This window comes from Pseudomonas pisciculturae (genome assembly GCF_015461805.1).
Taxonomy (GTDB): domain Bacteria; phylum Pseudomonadota; class Gammaproteobacteria; order Pseudomonadales; family Pseudomonadaceae; genus Aquipseudomonas; species Aquipseudomonas pisciculturae.
Genome location: NZ_JACVZE010000005.1, coordinates 16,528 through 34,097, shown reverse-complemented (window position 1 = coordinate 34,097; position 17,570 = coordinate 16,528). Strand labels below are relative to the sequence as shown.

At 59.8% G+C, this 17,570-nt stretch carries 16 protein-coding genes; 7 read left to right on the top strand and 9 right to left on the bottom strand.

Annotated features, from left to right (window positions below; translation table 11 throughout):
* Window positions 1–50 precede the first annotated feature (50 nt).
* The 7 genes from ICY20_RS14810 to gloB all read right to left on the bottom strand — a co-directional run bounded on the left by ICY20_RS14810 (window position 51) and on the right by gloB (window position 9,902).
* Window positions 51–1,652 carry an ABC transporter ATP-binding protein gene (locus ICY20_RS14810; RefSeq protein WP_159962403.1) on the bottom strand — a complete coding sequence of 534 codons (1,602 nt, stop codon included), beginning with the start codon at window positions 1,650–1,652 and terminating at the stop codon, window positions 51–53.
* A gap of 1 nt (window position 1,653) precedes the next feature.
* On the bottom strand, window positions 1,654–2,673 hold the full coding sequence (locus tag ICY20_RS14805; protein WP_194937819.1) for an ABC transporter permease: 1,020 nt from the start codon (window positions 2,671–2,673) through the stop codon (window positions 1,654–1,656).
* 1 nt (window position 2,674) lies between these two features.
* Complete coding sequence (locus ICY20_RS14800) at window positions 2,675–3,751, bottom strand: microcin C ABC transporter permease YejB (protein WP_159962401.1); 1,077 nt, start codon at window positions 3,749–3,751, stop codon at window positions 2,675–2,677.
* The gene (locus ICY20_RS14795) at window positions 3,752–5,590 is read right to left on the bottom strand and encodes an extracellular solute-binding protein (RefSeq protein WP_159962400.1); all 1,839 of its coding nucleotides are present in this window, start codon (window positions 5,588–5,590) and stop codon (window positions 3,752–3,754) included.
* Window positions 5,587–7,416: an extracellular solute-binding protein gene (locus tag ICY20_RS14790; protein WP_194937818.1), complete on the bottom strand. Its 1,830-nt coding sequence runs from the start codon at window positions 7,414–7,416 to the stop codon at window positions 5,587–5,589. The genes ICY20_RS14795 and ICY20_RS14790 overlap by 4 nt, the downstream gene beginning before the upstream one ends.
* 210 nt (window positions 7,417–7,626) lie before the next feature.
* Window positions 7,627–9,036: a transglycosylase SLT domain-containing protein gene (locus tag ICY20_RS14785; protein WP_159962398.1), complete on the bottom strand. Its 1,410-nt coding sequence runs from the start codon at window positions 9,034–9,036 to the stop codon at window positions 7,627–7,629.
* Between the two features lie 98 nt (window positions 9,037–9,134).
* Window positions 9,135–9,902, bottom strand: a complete 768-nt coding sequence (gloB, locus tag ICY20_RS14780) for a hydroxyacylglutathione hydrolase (RefSeq protein ID WP_159962397.1) — start codon at window positions 9,900–9,902, stop codon at window positions 9,135–9,137.
* A 65-nt stretch (window positions 9,903–9,967) separates the two neighbouring features.
* Between gloB and ICY20_RS14775 the strand changes: the two genes are divergently transcribed.
* From ICY20_RS14775 to ICY20_RS14755, 5 genes are all read left to right on the top strand, one after another.
* On the top strand, window positions 9,968–10,726 hold the full coding sequence (locus ICY20_RS14775; protein ID WP_159962396.1) for a class I SAM-dependent methyltransferase: 759 nt from the start codon (window positions 9,968–9,970) through the stop codon (window positions 10,724–10,726).
* Between the two features lie 29 nt (window positions 10,727–10,755).
* Complete coding sequence (rnhA, locus tag ICY20_RS14770; protein ID WP_135288289.1) at window positions 10,756–11,208, top strand: ribonuclease HI; 453 nt, start codon at window positions 10,756–10,758, stop codon at window positions 11,206–11,208.
* Window positions 11,209–11,278: 70 nt separating this feature from the next.
* On the top strand, window positions 11,279–12,019 hold the full coding sequence (gene dnaQ, locus ICY20_RS14765) for a DNA polymerase III subunit epsilon (RefSeq protein ID WP_194938072.1): 741 nt from the start codon (window positions 11,279–11,281) through the stop codon (window positions 12,017–12,019).
* A 204-nt stretch (window positions 12,020–12,223) separates the two neighbouring features.
* Window positions 12,224–14,479 (top strand): Orn/Lys/Arg family decarboxylase, encoded by a 2,256-nt coding sequence (locus ICY20_RS14760; protein WP_159962394.1) that lies wholly within the window; start codon window positions 12,224–12,226, stop codon window positions 14,477–14,479.
* 20 nt (window positions 14,480–14,499) lie between these two features.
* Window positions 14,500–15,069, top strand: a complete 570-nt coding sequence (locus ICY20_RS14755; protein ID WP_159962434.1) for a GNAT family N-acetyltransferase — start codon at window positions 14,500–14,502, stop codon at window positions 15,067–15,069.
* On the opposite strand, the gene ICY20_RS14750 is transcribed toward ICY20_RS14755, so the two are convergent.
* Window positions 15,066–15,959 (bottom strand): LysR substrate-binding domain-containing protein, encoded by an 894-nt coding sequence (locus ICY20_RS14750; protein WP_159962393.1) that lies wholly within the window; start codon window positions 15,957–15,959, stop codon window positions 15,066–15,068. The genes ICY20_RS14755 and ICY20_RS14750 overlap by 4 nt on opposite strands.
* Before the next feature lie 109 nt (window positions 15,960–16,068).
* On the opposite strand from ICY20_RS14750, the gene ICY20_RS14745 reads away from it, so the two are divergent.
* Entirely contained in the window at window positions 16,069–16,413 is a 345-nt protein-coding gene (locus ICY20_RS14745; RefSeq protein WP_194937817.1) for a hypothetical protein, read from the top strand.
* 61 nt (window positions 16,414–16,474) lie between these two features.
* Here ICY20_RS14745 and ICY20_RS14740 read toward each other — a convergent pair whose 3' ends face one another.
* Window positions 16,475–16,711: a hypothetical protein gene (locus tag ICY20_RS14740; RefSeq protein ID WP_159962391.1), complete on the bottom strand. Its 237-nt coding sequence runs from the start codon at window positions 16,709–16,711 to the stop codon at window positions 16,475–16,477.
* 216 nt (window positions 16,712–16,927) lie between these two features.
* On the opposite strand from ICY20_RS14740, the gene ICY20_RS14735 reads away from it, so the two are divergent.
* A complete protein-coding gene (locus ICY20_RS14735; protein WP_159962390.1) occupies window positions 16,928–17,485 on the top strand; it encodes an NADPH-dependent FMN reductase in 558 nt (185 codons plus the stop codon).
* Window positions 17,486–17,570: the final 85 nt, after the last annotated feature.

The window sequence follows — 17,570 nt, the reverse complement described above, 5'->3', positions numbered from 1 at the left end:
TGTTGGGAGCGTGCTTGCTGTGGTGAGCTTTCACCTTTGTTCTGCGTACATCAGGCGGGTACGAGGAATGCGGCCTCCAACAACTGGCGAGTGTAGGCATGCTGTGGGTCAGCAAAAATCGCCTTGGCGTCTCCTTGCTCCACCACCTGGCCATGCTTCACTACCATCAACTGATGGCTCAACGCCTTAACCACCGCCAAATCATGGCTGATAAACAGATAAGTCAGGTTGTACTTGGCCTGCAAACTGCGCAGCAACTCCACTACTTGCCGCTGCACGGTGCGGTCCAGCGCCGAGGTGGGTTCGTCCAGCAAAATCAGGCGCGGCTTAAGCACCAGCGCACGGGCGATGGCAATACGCTGACGTTGGCCTCCGGAGAATTCGTGGGGGTAGCGGTGGCGGGATTCCGGGTCCAGGCCCACTTCCTTGAGCGCTGCGATGATCGCCGCTTCCTGCTCAGCCGGGGTGCCCATCTTGTGAATGCGCAGGCCTTCGCCGACGATCTCACTGACGCACATGCGTGGGCTCAGGCTGCCGAAGGGGTCTTGGAACACCACCTGCATTTCGCGGCGTAACGGGCGCACCTGCTGCTGAGTGAGCTTGTCCAGTTGCTGGCCTTCAAAACGGATGCCGCCCTTGCTGGCGATCAAGCGCAATATCGCCAGGCCCAGGGTGGATTTGCCCGAGCCGCTTTCGCCGACAATGCCCAGGGTTTGCCCTTGGGGCAGGCTGAAGTTGATGCCATCCACCGCCTTGACGTAATCGACGGTGTTGCGCAAAAAGCCCTTTTTGATCGGGAACCACACCTTCAAATCATCGACTTGCAGCAGCGGTGGGCCCACTTCGTTGCTTGCTGGCCCGCCACTCGGTTCGGCTGCCAACAGCTCTTGGGTGTACGGATGCTGGGGCGACTGGAACAGCGTCTCGCAATCGGCTTGCTCGACGATGCAACCTTTCTGCATCACGCACACGCGGTGGGCAATGCGCCGCACCAGATTCAAATCATGGCTGATCAGCAGCAGCGCCATGCCCAGGCGCGCTTGCAACTCTTTGAGCAGCTCCAGAATTTTCAGCTGAACCGTCACATCAAGGGCCGTGGTCGGCTCATCGGCGATTAACAACTCCGGCTCGTTGGCCAGGGCCATCGCAATCATTACCCGCTGGCGCTGGCCGCCGGACAGCTCGTGGGGCAGGGCCTTGAGGCGCTTGTGCGGCTCGGGGATGCCCACCAGTTCGAGCAGTTCCAAGGTGCGTTGGGTCGCGACCTTACCTTGCAGGCCCTTGTGCAGGCCGAGTACTTCGTTGATCTGCTTCTCGATGTTGTGCAGCGGGTTCAGCGAGGTCATCGGCTCCTGGAAGATCATTGCAATGCGGTTGCCGCGAATGTGCCGCAGGGATTTTTCCTTGAGCGTCAGCAGGTCTTGGCCGGCATAGCCGATGGTGCCGGAGGGGTGCCGCGCCAGCGGGTAGGGCAACAAACGCAGGATCGAATGCGCGGTCACCGATTTGCCCGAGCCACTTTCGCCCACCAGCGCCAGGGTTTCGCCGCGCTTGATATCGAAGCTGACGTTGTTCACTACGCGGTGGGCGTGTTCGCCCGTGACGAACTCGACGCTGAGGTCGCGGACTTCGATCAGATTGTCCTGATTCATCTCATTTCCTCGGGTCGAAGGCATCGCGAGCGGACTCGCCGATAAATACCAGCAAACTCAACATGATCGCCAGCACCGCAAAGGCGCTCATGCCCAGCCACGGCGCTTGCAGGTTGGATTTACCCTGGGCCACCAGCTCACCCAGCGACGGCGAACCGGCTGGCAGGCCGAAGCCGAGGAAGTCCAGGGCGGTGAGGGTGCCGATGGCGCCGGTGAGAATGAACGGCATAAAGGTCATGGTCGAGACCATGGCATTGGGCAGAATGTGGCGGAACATGATCGCGCCGTTCTGCATGCCCAGCGCCCTGGCTGCGCGTACGTATTCCAGGTTGCGCCCGCGCAGAAACTCGGCGCGTACCACGTCCACCAGACTCATCCACGAGAACAGCAGCATGATGCCCAGCAGCCACCAGAAGTTGGGCTGCACGAAGCTGGCGAGGATGATCAGCAGGTACAGCACGGGCAGCCCGGACCAGATCTCCAGAAAGCGCTGACCAGCCAAATCCACCCAGCCGCCATAAAAACCCTGCAAGGCGCCGGCGATCACGCCGATGATCGAGCTGAGCACGGTCAGTGTCAGGGCAAACAGCACCGACACGCGAAAACCATAGATGACCCGCGCGAGCACATCGCGGCCCTGGTCATCGGTGCCCAGCAAGTTGGCCGAGGAGGGCGGCGCCGGGGCCGGTACTTTGAGGTCGTAGTTGATGCTCTGGTAGCTGAACGGGATCGGTGCCCACAAGGCCCAGGCGTCCTTGGCCTTGAGCAGTTCCCTGATATACGGGCTCTTGTAGTTGGCCTCCAGCGGGAACTCGCCGCCAAAGGTGGTCTCCGGGTAGCGCTTGAGCGCCGGGAAATACCAGTCGCCGTCGAAGTGCACCGCCAGCGGCTTGTCGTTGGCGATCAACTCGGCGCCCAGGCTCAGCACGAACAGAATCAGGAACAGCCATAGCGACCACCAGCCACGTTTGTTGGCCTTGAAGCGCTCGAACCGACGGCGATTGAGGGGGGATAGATTCATCTCAATGCTCCCGGCTGCCAAAGTCGATACGCGGATCGACCAGGGTGTAGGTGAGGTCGCCGATCAGTTTCACGATCAGCCCCAGCAGGGTGAAGATAAACAGCGTGCCGAACACCACCGGGTAGTCGCGGTTGATCGCCGCTTCAAAGCTCATCAGCCCCAGGCCGTCGAGGGAAAAGATCACCTCCACCAGCAACGAGCCGGTGAAGAAAATACCGATGAACGCCGAAGGGAAACCGGCGATCACCAGCAGCATCGCATTACGGAATACATGGCCGTACAGCACGCGGTGGTTGGTCAGGCCCTTGGCCTTGGCGGTGACCACGTACTGCTTGTTGATCTCGTCGAGAAAGCTGTTTTTGGTCAGCAAGGTCATGGTGGCGAAGTTGCCGATCACCAGCGCGGTAATGGGCAATGCCAGGTGCCAGAAGTAGTCAAGGATCTTGCCGCCCCAGCTCAACTCATCGAAGTTGTTGGAGGTGAGCCCGCGCAGGGGGAACCAGTCGAAATAACTGCCGCCGGCAAACACCACGATCAACAGGATCGCAAACAGGAACGCCGGGATCGCATAGCCGACGATGATCGCCGAGCTGGTCCACACATCAAAGTGGCTGCCGTGGCGCGTGGCCTTGGCGATCCCCAGGGGGATCGACACCAGGTACATGATCAGCGTGCTCCATAACCCGAGGGAGATGGACACGGGCATCTTTTCCTTGATCAGGTCGATGACCTTGGCATCACGGAAGAAACTGTCGCCGAAGTCCAGCCGGGCGTAGTTCTTGACCATGATCCACAAGCGTTCCGGCGCCGATTTATCGAAGCCGTACATCTTCTCGATTTCCTTGACCAGCGCCGGGTCCAGGCCCTGGGCGCCGCGGTAGCTACTGGAGCCGGCCACCGACACTTCGGCACCGCCGCCGGCAATGCGGCTGGTGGCGCCTTCAAAACCTTCAAGCTTGGCGATCATCTGCTCAACCGGGCCACCGGGGGCGGCCTGGATGATGACGAAGTTGATCAGCAAGATCCCGAACAGCGTCGGGATGATGAGCAACAGGCGGCGAAAGATATAGGCCAGCATTTAGTCGCCTCCGCTCGCCGGGTCGGCGCTCGTTTGAGTGTCCAGGGTCACCGCCGGCTTGACGTTGGGCTTGCTCCACCAGGTGGCGGTGCCCACGTCATAACGCGGTGGCACCTTGGGGTGGCCGAGGTGATCCCAATACGCCACGCGGTAAGTCTTGATGTGCCAGTTGGGGATTACGTAATAGCCGAACTGGAGTACGCGGTCGAGGGCCTTGGCGTGGGCGATCAGGCTTTGGCGCGAGTCGGCATCGATCAACTCTTCTACCAGTTGGTCGACGGCGGGGTCTTTGAGGCCCATGTAGTTACGGCTGCCGGGCTTGTCGGCGCTGGAAGACGCCCAGAATTCACGTTGTTCATTACCCGGCGACGTGGACTGGGGGAAGCTGCCCACCAGCATGTCGAAGTCGCGCGAGCGAATACGGTTGATGAACTGCGAGACGTCCACGCGGCGAATCACCAGGTCAATGCCCAGGTCCGCCAGGTTGCGCTTGAACGGCAGCAGGATGCGTTCGAATTCGGTCTGCGCCAACAGGAACTCGATGGTCACCGGCTTGCCGCTGGTATCGACCATCTTGTCGTCGACGATACGCCAGCCGGCCTCTTGCAGCAGTTGATAGGCTTCGCGCTGCTGGGTGCGGATCATGCCGCTGCCGTCGGTCTTGGCGGGCTCGAACGCCTTTGTGAAGACCTCGGCCGAGATCTTGTCGCGCAGGGGCTCAAGGATCTTCAACTCATCCGGCCCGGGCAGGCCGGTGGCGGCCATCTCCGAGTTCTCGAAGTAGCTGCGGGTGCGGGTGTAGGCGCCGTTGAACAGCTGCTTGTTGCTCCACTCGAAATCCAGCAACAAGCTGATGGCCTTGCGCACGCGCACATCCTGGAACATCGGCTTGCGTGTGTTGAACACGAAGCCCTGCATGCCCGTGGGGTTGCCGTTGGGGATTTCTTCCTTGATCAATCGCCCCTCGGCCACCGCCGGGATGTTGTAGGCATTGGCCCAATTCTTCGCGCTGAACTCCAGCCAGTAGTCGAACTGCCCGGCCTTCAAGGCTTCAAGCGAGACGGTGCTGTCGCGGTAATAGTCGGTGATGCGGTTGTCGAAGTTGTAGAAACCCTTGGCCACCGGCAGGTCCTTGGCCCAGTAGTCCTTGACGCGCTCGTAGCGGATCATGCGCCCGGCCTTGACCTCGGCGATCTTGTAGGGGCCGCTACCCAGCGGCACTTCCAGGTTGCCCTTGGCAAAGTCGCGGGTGGCCCACCAGTGCTTGGGCAAAACCGGCAATTGCCCGAGGATCAGCGGCAGTTCACGGTTGTTGGTGCGCTTGAACTTGAACAGCACCCGCAGCGGGTCTTCAGCCACCACTTCGTCGATATCGGCGTAGTAGGTGCGGTAGATGGGCGAGCCTTCTTTCATCAGTGTCTGGAAGGTGAATATCACGTCTTCGGCGCGAATCGGGTGGCCATCGTGAAAGCGGGCTTCGGGGCGCAGGTAGAAACGTACCCAGCTGTTGTCCGGGGCTTTTTCGATTTTGCCGGCCACCAGGCCATATTCGGTGATGGGCTCGTCCAGGCTTTGCATGGCCAGGGTGTCGTAGATCAGCGGCAGATTGTCGGCTGGTACGCCCTTGCTGATATAGGGGTTGAGGCTGTCGAAGCCGCCCATGGCCGACTCGCGGAAGGTGCCGCCTTTGGGCGCATCCGGGTTGACGTAGTCAAAGTGCTTGAAGTTGGCGGGGTACTTGGGCGGTTCATTGTAGAGCGTCAACGCATGTTGCGGCGCCGCTTGGGCCACGGTGCACAGCAGCAAGCCGCCGAGCAGGGCAGTACGCAAAGACATCATTGGGCTTTCTCCGAAGCTTTCAGCCACCACGCGCTCAGGCCCAGGGTGTAGGGCGGCGTCGTGACAAAGGCGAACCGGTTGCGGTAGGCCAGGCGATGATAGTTGAGGTACCAGTTGGGAATGCTGTAGTGCTGCCACAGCAGTACCCGGTCGAGGGCACGGCCGGCGGCCAGTTGCTCGTCGCGGGTTTGTGCGGCCAGCAGTTGTTCGAGCAGGTGATCGACCACCGGGTTGTTGATGCCTGCATAGTTCTTGCTGCCCTTGATCGCGGCTTGGCTGGAGTGGAAGTACTGCCACTGCTCAAGGCCCGGGCTCAAGGTTTGGTTGAGGGTGATCAGGATCATGTCGAAGTCGAATTGATCCAAACGCTGCTTGTATTGGGCGCGGTCGACGGTGCGCAGGCGCGCGTCGATGCCGATGCTGATCAGGTTCTCCACATAGGGCTGCAGAATGCGCTCCAGGTTGGGGTTGACCAGCAAAATCTCGAAACGCAGCGGTTGCCCGTCACTGTTGAGCAGGCGTTGGCCTGACAGCTTCCAGCCGGCCTCGCCCAACAGGGCCAGGGCGCGACGCATCGTTTCGCGGGGAATGCCGCGCCCGTCGGTTTGGGGCAGGCTGAACGCCTGGGTGAACAGGTTGGGCGGCAATGCGTCGCGGTAGGGCGAGAGCATCAACCATTCGTGGCCCACCGGCACACCGGTCGCCGAGAACTCGCTGTTGGGGTAATAGCTCAAGGTGCGTTTATAGGCGCTGCTGAACAGGGTGCGGTTGGTCCACTCAAAGTCGAACATCAACCCCAGGGCCTCGCGCACCTTGGTCTGGCTGAAGGCCGGCCGCCGCGTGTTCATGAACAGGCCCTGGCTCTGGGTCGGGATTTTGTGTGCGATTTGCGCCTTGATCACATCGCCCCGGTTGACCGCCGGGAAGTTGTAGCCATTGGCCCAGTTCTTGGCCTGGTGTTCGATATAGATATCGAACTCGCCTGCCTTGAACGCTTCAAAGGCCACGTCGCTGTCGCGGTAGAACTCCACTTCGACCTTGTCGTAGTTGTAGAAGCCCTGGTTGACCGGCAGGTTCTTGCCCCAGTAATCCTTCACCCGCTCGAACACCAACTGACGGCCCGGGCTGACTTTGCTGATGCGATACGGCCCGCTGCCCAAAGGTGGTTCGAAGGTGGTGGCCTTGAAGTCGCGGTTCTTCCAGTAATGCTGAGGCAGCACCGGCAACTCGCCCAGGCGCAGGATCAGCAACGGGTTGCCGGCACGCTTGAACACAAAGCGGATGCGATGGCGGTTGAGGATATCGACCCGCGCCACTTCTTGCAGGTTGGTGCGGTACTGGGGGTGGCCTTCGGTCAGCAGGGTGCGATAGGAAAACGCCACGTCATAGGCCGTGATCGGCTTGCCATCATGAAAGCGCGCTTCGGGGCGCAGGTTAAAGACGACCCAACTGCGGTCCTCGCTGTACTCCACGGACTGGGCAATCAGCCCGTAGCTGGAGGTGGGCTCATCGCCGGACGGCGCGTACTGGCCGGTGCCGACCATCAACGGCTCATTGAGCTCATTGACGCCGTACTGCAGGAAATTGGGGGTTGAAACCGGGCTTGAGCCCTTGAAGGTGTAGGGGTTGAGCGTATCGAACGTGCCAAATGCCATGACCCGCAACGTCCCGCCTTTGGGCGCTGCAGGGTTTACCCAATCGAAATGGGTGAATTTGGCCGGGTATTTGAGCGTGCCGAACTGCGTGTAACCGTGGCTCTCGGTAATCGTCGCGTTCGCAGCAAAGCTCAAGGCCAGACTTATTAATAGAAGGAGGGGACGCTTCAAATCAGGGATCCGATCCAGGCAGCTTGGGCTTTATGATCGGTACAGTAACAGCTTGTTCCGGTTGGAAAAAGGTTGCTGAAAGCACAGCCGATCAATGTGGGAGGGGGCTTGCCCCCGATGGCAGTGTGTCAGCCAATGAATCGGCTGGCTGGCACTCCGCTATCGGGGGCAAGCCCCCTCCCACATTGAGTCCTCGGTGTACGTGAGGCCTTAGCGCGGCCCCGAAACCACCAGCATCTGCCCCGGCTTCAACGCCTGGCCAGTACGTGGGTTCCAGCGCTTGAGATGTTGCATCTCAACGTTGAAGCGTTTGGCGACGATGTACAGCGAATCACCTTTCTTGACCTTGTATTGCGTTGGCTTCTTATTGCTGGCCACCGCACGGCGCGTGTCCTGCATCACCAGGGTCTGGCCGACCTTGAGGGCCTGGCCGTTGAGCTGGTTCCAGCGTTGCAGGTCGTGCACGTCGACCTTGTTCGCCTTGGCGATCAGCGTCAGGTTGTCGCCACTGCGCACCTTGTAGCTGCGCGAACGCCCAGCAACGCGAGCGGTCTCGACTTCGTCGAACACCTGCTTTTTCGGGCGCATGGCCAGCAATTCTTCAGGCTTCATCGTCGACAGCGTACTGGTGAGCAGTTGCGCCTTGGAGCTTGGCACCAGCAAATGCTGGGGGCCGTCGAGGGTGGTGCGTTGTTTCAGGGCCGGGTTGAGCTGGAACAGTTCGTCTTCGTCGATCTCGGCCAGCGCGGCGACCCGTGACAGGTCCATGCTTTGCTTGACTTCAACCACTTCGAAGTACGGGGTGTTGGCAATCGGGTTCAGGTTGACACCGTAGGCCTCGGGCGCCAGCACCACTTGGGACAGCGCCAGGAATTTGGGCACGTAGTCCTTGGTTTCCTGGGGCAGCGGCAGGTTCCAGTAGTCGGTAGGCAAACCGAGCTTTTCGTTGCGCTCGATGGCCCGGCTAACCGTGCCTTCACCGGCGTTATAGGCGGCCAGTGCCAGCAGCCAGTCACCGTTGAACATATCGTGCAGACGGGTCAGGTAGTCCAGGGCGGCGGTGGTGGAGGCGGTGATATCGCGACGGCCGTCGTAGGCGCGGGTCTGGCGCAGGTTGAAGTAGCGCCCCGTGGAGGGGATGAACTGCCACAAACCCACCGCATCGCTGCGCGAATAGGCCATCGGGTTGTAGGCACTTTCAATCACTGGCAGCAGCGCCAGCTCCAGCGGCATGTTGCGCTCTTCAAGGCGTTCGACGATGTAGTGAATGTAGAGACTGCCGCGTTCGCCGGCGTTCTCCAGGAAGGAAGGGTTGCTGGCGAACCACAAGCGCTGTTGCTCGATGCGTGGGTTGACGCCTACGCCATCCTGTAATTGAAAGCCCCGGCGCATGCGTTCCCAGACATCCTGGGGCACTTGTGGGGCAGGCTTCTCTGAAAGCCAGATAACGGGTTTTTGCTTGATCTTGGCAGCAAGATTCGGTTTGGGTTGCACGGTGGATTGTGCAGCGTAATTTGTCGATTGGCAGCCCGCCAGAGTCGCGGACACAGCCACCGCCACGGCTTGAGCCAGGCGGGTCAATGCGTCTGAAGAAATGGATTTACGAATAGATGACGACATTGGCTGGAAGTAAGTTCCGGGCAAAAATGTCGGGCGATTCTAGAAAGCGCTTTGGTTCCGGTCAACCATTCAGAAAATACGTATCAGAATGCGTGCGCTTAGAACTTATCTTTCCAGGCCCTCAAGCTAGCAAATACCTCGGCCCCAGAGCGGTTGTCGCGGCCATTCCGTTCGTCAGCTTTTTGTTTAACGGATGTTTCAGAGGTACGCAGAAAAGGGTTAGTACGTTTTTCCAGCGCCAGGATGGACGGCAGCGTGATCTCGCCACGCGCCCGCAGTTGGCGGACATTCTCCACACGGTCGGCAATATCAGCGTTGTGCGGTTCTACTGCTTGGGCGAATTTGAGGTTACTTTGTGTGTATTCGTGGGTGCAGTACACCAAGGTGTCCGCGGGCAGGGCGGCCAGGCGTTCGAGGGAGGTGTGCATCTGCTCTGGGGTGCCCTCGAATAGACGCCCGCAACCGGCGGCGAACAGGGTGTCGCCACAGAAAAGCACGCCTTGGTGATAAAAGGCGATATGCCCCAAGGTGTGACCGGGCACGCTATAAACGTCGAAATCCCAGCCCAGCACGCTGATGCGGTCGTTATCGTTCAGCGCCACATCTCGCGCCGGGATCTTTTCGTTCGCCGGGCCGTAGACCTTGGCATCGGTAACCGCCTTGAGTTGTTCGACACCACCGACGTGGTCATGGTGATGGTGGGTGATCAGGATGTCGCTGAGGGCCCACCCTGGGTTCTGCTCAAGCCAGGCCAGCACGGGGGCCGCGTCGCCGGGGTCGACTACGGCGCAGCGCCGGGTGTGTGGGTCTTGTAACAACCAGATGTAGTTATCGGTAAAGGCGGGCAGGGCACTGATCTGTATCATTCTTCGATTCGCCAAGCTGAACACATTGGTGCATCTTAGAACGTCTAGGCGAGTTGGAGAATGCAATGACTGATAAAGCGTTCGCCCAGGCCGATCCTGAGTGGCTGGCCCTTATCGGCGCGGCCCGCGAATGGCTGTCGGGGCCCATCGGGCAATTTCTGCTGGACGAAGAGCGGCGCATGCTCGAAGACGAGCTGGGGCGGTTCTTTGGCGGCTATCTTGTGCATTACGGCCCGTCGGCGCAAACGCCGCCGCCTGCGCCGCAAGTGCAACGCAATGTGCGCCTGGGGGCGCCCCTGCCGGGGGTAGAGATTGTCTGCGAGGAGCAGGCCTGGCCATTGAGTGAGCATGCTGCCGATGTGGTGGTGTTGCAGCATGGGCTGGATTTCTGCCTGTCGCCCCACGGTTTATTGCGGGAGGCAGCGAGCAGCGTGCGCCCTGGTGGCCATTTGCTGATTGTCGGTATCAACCCCTGGAGCAGTTGGGGGCTGCGTCATGTCTTCGCTCATGACGGGCTGCGACAGGCGCGCTGTATCTCGCCTTCACGGGTCGCTGACTGGCTGAACCTGCTGGGCTTCGCGCTGGAGAAACGCCGCTTCGGGTGCTATCGTCCGCCGCTTGCCTCGACCAAGTGGCAGGCCCGCCTGGCGGGCTGGGAGCGCCGCGCAGGGGCCTGGCAATTGTCGGGTGGCGGCTTCTACTTATTAGTGGCGCGCAAGATCGTGGTGGGGCTGCGACCGGTGCAGCAGGTACGCCGCGAGCCCATGGGCAAGCTGGTGCCGATGCCAATGGCCAAGGTCAACCGCGAGCAGAACGAACCGTAAAACTTTTTTGATTTCAGATCGAGCAACCGATGACCGATACCGTAGAACTCTTCACCGATGGCGCCTGCAAGGGCAACCCTGGCCCCGGCGGCTGGGGCGCCTTGCTGGTGTGCAAGGGCGTGGAGAAAGAGCTGTGGGGCGGTGAACCCAACACCACCAATAACCGCATGGAGTTGATGGGTGCCATCCGTGGCCTCGAAGAGCTCAAGCGGCGCTGTGACGTACTGCTGGTGACCGACTCGCAATACGTGATGAAGGGCATCAACGAGTGGATGGTCAATTGGAAGAAGCGCGGCTGGAAAACCGCGGCCAAGGAGCCGGTAAAAAATGCCGACCTGTGGCAATTGCTCGATGAGCAATGCAATCGCCATGACATTACCTGGAAATGGGTGCGCGGCCACATCGGCCACCCTGGCAACGAACGCGCTGACCAGTTGGCCAACCGTGGCGTGGATGAAGTGCGGGGCTACAAACAGAGCTGAGGGCGGCTCACGTGTTAACATCGCGACTTTTGAAACACACCATACCGTTGAGAGCTGAACCCTGATGGCCATCCGATCTGTTGTACTCGATACCGAAACCACCGGCATGCCGGTGACCGATGGCCACCGGATCATTGAAATCGGCTGTGTCGAACTCATGGGCCGGCGCCTCACCGGGCGTCACTTTCATGTCTACCTGCAACCGGACCGCGACAGTGACGAGGGCGCGATTGGCGTCCACGGCATCACCGACGAATTCCTCAAAGGCAAGCCGCGTTTTGCCGAAGTGGCCGATGAGTTTTTCGAATTCATCAACGGCGCCCAGTTGATCATCCACAACGCGGCGTTCGACGTTGGCTTTATCAACAACGAATTTGCCCTGATGGGTCAGGCCGATCGCGCCGACATTTCCCAGCACTGCTCGATCCTCGACACCCTGATGATGGCTCGTGAGCGTCACCCGGGCCAGCGCAACAGCCTCGATGCCTTGTGCAAACGCTATGGCGTCGACAACTCCGGCCGTGAACTCCACGGCGCCTTGCTCGACTCCGAGATTCTTGCCGACGTCTACCTGACCATGACTGGCGGGCAGACCAGCCTGTCACTGGCGGGTAACGCCTCCGACGGCAGCGGCTCGGCTGAAGGCTCGGGTAACCGTCCTTCGGAAATCCGCCGTTTGCCGGCAGATCGCAAGCCGAGCGTGATTATTCGCGCCAGTGAACAGGATATGGCTGAGCATGCGGCGCGGTTGGAAGCGATTGCCAAGTCGGCGGGTGCGCCGGCGTTGTGGTCGACCCTCACTCAGCAATAATCCCCAAGACTGAACACGGGCTAATGTGGGAGCTGGCTTGCCTGCGATAGCGGTGGTCCAGTTAGCCTGACTGTTGCTGGTACACCGCCATCGCAGGCAAGCCAGCTCCCACACTTGATCTCCATTGCTTTCAAAATCTTCATTCGCGACATCCGCTTCCAGCTTCTACCCTTGAGTGCATAGCCCTCAGGACTGAACGCACTCATGTACAAAGACCTGAAGTTCCCTGTTCTTATCGTGCACCGCGACATCAAGGCCGACACTGTTGCCGGTGACCGGGTCCGAGGCATCGCCCGGGAGCTGGAACAAGAGGGCTTCAGCATCTTCTCTGCCGTGGACTACGCCGAAGGTCGGCTAGTAGCGTCTACCCATCATGGCCTTGCGTGCATGTTGATCGCCGCCGAAGGCGCCGGCGTCAATACCCACTTGCTGCAAAACATGGTTGAGCTGATCCGCCTGGCCAGGCTGCGAGCGCCCAACCTGCCGATCTTTGCCTTGGGCGAGCAAGTCACCCTGGAAAACGCCCCCGCCGATGCCATGAGCGAGCTCAACCAACTGCGTGGCATTCTGTATTTGTTCGAAGACACCGTGCCGTTTCTGGCCCGGCAAGTGGCCCGTGCGGCGCGTACGTATTTGGATGGCCTGTTGCCGCCATTCTTCAAGGCGTTGGTGCAACACACAGCCGATTCCAATTATTCCTGGCACACCCCAGGTCATGGTGGCGGCGTGGCTTATCGCAAAAGTCCGGTGGGGCAGGCGTTTCACCAGTTTTTCGGGGAAAACACCCTGCGTTCGGACTTGTCGGTTTCAGTACCCGAACTGGGTTCACTGCTCGACCACACCGGCCCGCTGGCCGAAGCCGAAGCTCGCGCCGCACGTAACTTCGGCGCTGACCATACGTTCTTCGTCATCAATGGCACGTCCACGGCGAACAAGATCGTGTGGCACTCCATGGTCGGCCGTGATGACCTGGTGTTGGTGGATCGCAATTGCCATAAATCGGTGCTGCATTCGATCATCATGACCGGTGCCATCCCGCTGTACCTATGCCCGGAACGTAACGAACTGGGGATCATCGGCCCCATCCCCCTGAGTGAATTCAGCCCGGAGTCGATCCGCTCCAAGATCGACGCCAGCCCGCTGACCCGAGGCCGCCCGCCGAAAGTGAAGATGGCGGTGGTCACCAACTCCACCTACGACGGCTTGTGCTACAACGCTGAGCTGATCAAGCAGCAATTGGGCAACAGTGTCGAGGTGCTGCACTTTGACGAAGCCTGGTACGCCTACGCGGCGTTTCACGAGTTTTTCGCCGGGCGCTACGGCATGGGCACCTCGCGAACCCCGGACAGCCCGCTGGTGTTCACCACCCACTCCACGCACAAGTTGCTTGCGGCGTTCAGTCAGGCGTCGATGATCCATGTGCAGGACGGCGGCGCCCGCCAGCTGGACCGTGATCGTTTCAACGAAGCGTTCATGATGCACATCTCCACCTCGCCGCAATACAGCATCATCGCCTCGCTGGACGTAGCCTCGGCCATGATGGAGGGGCCTGCGGGGCGCTCACTGTTGCAGGAAATGTTCGACGAGGCCCTGAGTTTTCGTCGCGCCCTGGCCAACCTGCGCCAGCATATCGCCGCTGAAGACTGGTGGTTTTCCATCTGGCAGCCGCCGTCGGTGGCGGGCATCGACCGCGTCGTCACAGCGGACTGGCTTCTGCACCCGCAGGACGACTGGCACGGCTTTGGCGATGTGGCCGAAGACTACGTGCTGCTGGACCCAATCAAAGTCACCCTGGTAATGCCCGGCCTCAACGCCGGTGGTGCCTTGAGCGACTGCGGCATCCCCGCCGCGGTGGTCAGCAAATTCCTCTGGGAGCGTGGGTTGGTGGTGGAAAAGACCGGGCTCTATTCCTTCCTCGTACTGTTTTCCATGGGCATCACCAAGGGTAAATGGAGTACCTTGCTCACCGAGTTGCTGGAGTTCAAGCGTAGCTACGACGCCAATGTGAGCCTGGCCAGTTGTTTGCCCTCGGTGTTTGCCCAGGGGGCGGCACGTTATCAAGGCTTGGGTTTACGCGATCTGTGCAACCAATTGCACGGCTGTTATCGCAGCAATGCCACCGCCAAACACCTTAAGCGCATGTACACGGTGCTGCCGGAAATCGCCATGAAACCGGCCGACGCCTACGACCAATTGGTGAGGGGCGAAGTGGAAGCGGTGCCCATTGATGCCTTGCCAGGGCGCATCGCAGCGGTAATGCTGGTGCCTTATCCGCCGGGCATTCCGTTGATCATGCCGGGCGAGCGCTTTACCGAGTCGACGCGCTCGATCATCGATTACCTGGCGTTTGCCCGCACGTTCGATAGCAGTTTCCCAGGGTTTGTGGCTGATGTTCATGGGCTGCAACACGAAGACGACGGCAGTGGTCGTTGTTACACCGTCGATTGCATCAAGGGTTAAGGATGGTTATGCAAGCTGTAATGAACCCGAAGTATCCAGGGCTCAGTGTACGGGTCGCCGACGAGGGCTTTGACGCCTACGTGTGGGGCAATGATTTCAGCTTTGAAGTCAGCGCCTATGGTGAGCCGCAGATGGGTAAGCGGGTCGATCAATGGCCCGTGGAGCGCATCGTGCCGTACCGTAAGTGTTATGGCATTGACCCTGAAGAGTTCGCCAGTTTTCGCGATGCACCCGACAGCGCGATCTTCATGGCCTACCTGGATGATCAACCGGTGGGGCATATCGTGGTCAGTACCAACTGGAACGGTTTTGCCCATGTCGATGAGTTGGCGGTGGCCTTGCCGGCGCGGCGCCACGGTGTGGCCAAGGCGTTGTTGGATGTGGCGCAGTTCTGGAGCCGTAAGAAAAGCCTGCCGGGGATGATGCTCGAAACCCAGAACAACAACCTCGGGGCCTGCCGCTTGTACGAGCGCTGCGGTTATGTGATGGGCGGTATCGACCACCTGCGTTATCGCGGCATTGACCCGCAGACCCGCGAAGTGGCGATTTTCTGGTATCGGCTATTCAAGGCCGAGGTCGAAAAGGTCTAGCTCGCCAACAGGCTTCCGGCCTTTTGCGTGACGATCTCCAGCAGCGCATTCAGCGCGGGCGAGGCCGCGCCGTCCTTGAGGGTCAGCGCATACAGGCTGACCAGGATCGGCGGCGACAGCGGGCATACATCCAGCCCTGCTTCCCGTGCGCCGAACGCGGTAAACGGGTCGACAATCGCCAGGCCCTCTCCTGCTTCCACCATGCTGCGCATCATCTGGTAGGTCTGCACGCGGGTTTGAATCACCGGCAGTGGGCGCAGGGCTTGCAGCTTGGCGTCCAGTAGGCGGCTCAGCGGGTCGTGGCCTTCGAGGCCGATCATCGACTGGCCTGCCAGGTCTTGCAGCGCAATGTACTTCTGCTTTGGCTTGAGCCAGCCATGGGGCGCCAGCAACTGGAGCTTGCCCTGGGCCAGCACGGTGCTGTGTATCTGTGGATGCTCCGGGTCATGCAGGCTAAGGCCCACTTCGGCCTCGTGCAGCAGCAGGCTCCTGACGATCTCCCGCGTCGGCTGGCTCGACAGGTTGCACGGTGTGTCCTGAAAGCGGCGACGCAGTACGGCAATGCTCTGCGGCAGCAATTGATTGGCCAGGGGCGGGGTGCACAGCGCGCGCAGGGTTGGGGCGTGATGGTGTTTGAGGCGGCTGGCCAGACGCTGCACGGGTTCCAGCGCCTCATACACGTGAGCGATTTCGGCTTGCAGCTCCAGGGTTTCGCGGGTGGCCTGCAAACGCCCGCGTACGCTGGCAAACAACATGAAACCCAGTTGTTGCTCGGCCTCTTTGAGCGCTGCATCCACATCGCCCACGGGGAGTTGCAACCATTCGGCGGCCAAGCCTGGCTGTCCGGTCTGCAAGATGGCCTGAATCACTTCGATATGACGTAAACGCATCGCCGGAGTCTATGTGCAGCGCGCTGTGTATTCAATAGAATGGCTGCGCTGATCATCAACGACCAAAGCCGGCTACCGGCAACTACAACAAAAACAGGTCTGGTCTCATATGCCTCTACCCTCGATATTCCTCGGGGTAACGGCCAAGCAACTGTTGGTCCTGGTGACCGTCGGGTGCGCGGCTGCTTATCTCTTCAACGATCAAACCGATACCTCAGCGCAAAACCTCGCGCTCGAAGCTTTTATCCGCTCACAGGAGCAGGTGCACGAACAGGTGGGCGCCGTGGTGGGTATGGCATTGGTCAAACAGGTGGTGGCGTATCCCGGCTATAACGCAGCGGGCTATACGCGTTCGATGTACGCCGTTGAAGGCGAGCGGGGAAAATTGATGGTTACGCTCAAAAGCGTCGAAGGGGAGTCGACGATAGAAGTTACGCAGATGCATCGGCCTTGATCACGCCCAGCCCAGTCAATGCCGTCAATGGCCAGGACTGAGCAGGTCGATAGGCGGGATCTTACGACGCGAGGACGGTTTGCGATTCGCGCACGAGAATGGTGCCCGATTGAATCAACTTGAACTCATCGCCTTCCAGTTTTTCTACACGGTCGCCAATGGCCAGCTTGTAGGTGGTGGTGGGCGCCGAGCCAGCCAGGTCGCCTTGCGCCGGGTTGGATTCCTGGAACTCATGCACCGAATACACGCGGCCTTCTGCGTCTCTGGCATGAAACTGTCCGACTAATACTGCTGCCATCTGTTTAGAACCTCTGGAGATAATCACTCGATTTGCGGTTCTGTAGACCGTTATGGAGCGGGGTAGTTTACCTACGTGAAAAAAATACTATTCGCTGGTGTTTACAGATTATTCCTACGTCGTAAACGCTCGGAGGATTTTCAAAACCTTCTGGTTAACCCGTCGCGAAGACTCTATAACTACTAGCTCCTTTAGTCAGACGTCGGGAAAACCTCCATGAGCAAGGTCTACACGATTGCCGTCCTGGTTGGCAGCTTGAGAAAAGAGTCGATCAACCGCAAGGTTGCCTTGGCATTGGCCGAACTGGCCCCGGCCAACCTCAAGTTGACCATTGTCGAAATTGGCGACTTGCCGCTCTACAACGAGGACATCGACGGTGCAACACCGCCGGCAGCCTACAGTACTTTCCGTCAACAGGTGAGTTCATCCGACGCGGTGCTGTTCGTGACCCCTGAATACAACCGCTCTGTACCGGCACCTTTGAAGAACGCGATTGACGTGGGTTCGCGCCCGTACGGCAAAAGTGCCTGGAGCGGCAAGCCGGGGGCGATCATCAGTGTGTCGCCGGGTGCCATTGGTGGTTTTGGTGCCAACCATCATCTGCGCCAGTCATTGGTGTTTCTGGATGTGCCGTGCATGCAGCAGCCGGAGGCTTACCTGGGTGGGGCGGGGAGTGTGTTTGATGAGGCCGGCAAGGTGTCGGAGAAGACCAAGCCGTTCTTGCAAGCCTTTATCGATGCCTACGGCCAGTGGGTAGCCAAACAGAAATCTTGAATTGGTAATGAGATCAAAATGTGGGAGCGGGCTTGCTCGCGAATGCAATCTGTCAGTTGATATATACACCGACTGACACACCGCA

Excerpts from the sequence above, each read along its gene's own strand:
- ICY20_RS14775 (WP_159962396.1), top strand. The coding sequence starts at position 9,968 with ATGACTGATAAAGCGTTCGCCCAGGCCGATCCTGAGTGGCTGGCCCTT.
- ICY20_RS14755 (WP_159962434.1), top strand. The coding sequence starts at position 14,500 with ATGAACCCGAAGTATCCAGGGCTCAGTGTACGGGTCGCCGACGAGGGC.
- ICY20_RS14800 (WP_159962401.1), bottom strand. The coding sequence starts at position 3,751 with ATGCTGGCCTATATCTTTCGCCGCCTGTTGCTCATCATCCCGACGCTG.
- ICY20_RS14795 (WP_159962400.1), bottom strand. The coding sequence starts at position 5,590 with ATGATGTCTTTGCGTACTGCCCTGCTCGGCGGCTTGCTGCTGTGCACC.
- ICY20_RS14810 (WP_159962403.1), bottom strand. The coding sequence starts at position 1,652 with ATGAATCAGGACAATCTGATCGAAGTCCGCGACCTCAGCGTCGAGTTC.
- ICY20_RS14805 (WP_194937819.1), bottom strand. The coding sequence starts at position 2,673 with ATGAATCTATCCCCCCTCAATCGCCGTCGGTTCGAGCGCTTCAAGGCC.
- ICY20_RS14760 (WP_159962394.1), top strand. The coding sequence starts at position 12,224 with ATGTACAAAGACCTGAAGTTCCCTGTTCTTATCGTGCACCGCGACATC.
- ICY20_RS14785 (WP_159962398.1), bottom strand. The coding sequence starts at position 9,036 with ATGTCGTCATCTATTCGTAAATCCATTTCTTCAGACGCATTGACCCGC.
- rnhA (WP_135288289.1), top strand. The coding sequence starts at position 10,756 with ATGACCGATACCGTAGAACTCTTCACCGATGGCGCCTGCAAGGGCAAC.
- ICY20_RS14750 (WP_159962393.1), bottom strand. The coding sequence starts at position 15,959 with ATGCGTTTACGTCATATCGAAGTGATTCAGGCCATCTTGCAGACCGGA.
- ICY20_RS14740 (WP_159962391.1), bottom strand. The coding sequence starts at position 16,711 with ATGGCAGCAGTATTAGTCGGACAGTTTCATGCCAGAGACGCAGAAGGC.
- ICY20_RS14735 (WP_159962390.1), top strand. The coding sequence starts at position 16,928 with ATGAGCAAGGTCTACACGATTGCCGTCCTGGTTGGCAGCTTGAGAAAA.
- ICY20_RS14745 (WP_194937817.1), top strand. The coding sequence starts at position 16,069 with ATGCCTCTACCCTCGATATTCCTCGGGGTAACGGCCAAGCAACTGTTG.
- gloB (WP_159962397.1), bottom strand. The coding sequence starts at position 9,902 with ATGATACAGATCAGTGCCCTGCCCGCCTTTACCGATAACTACATCTGG.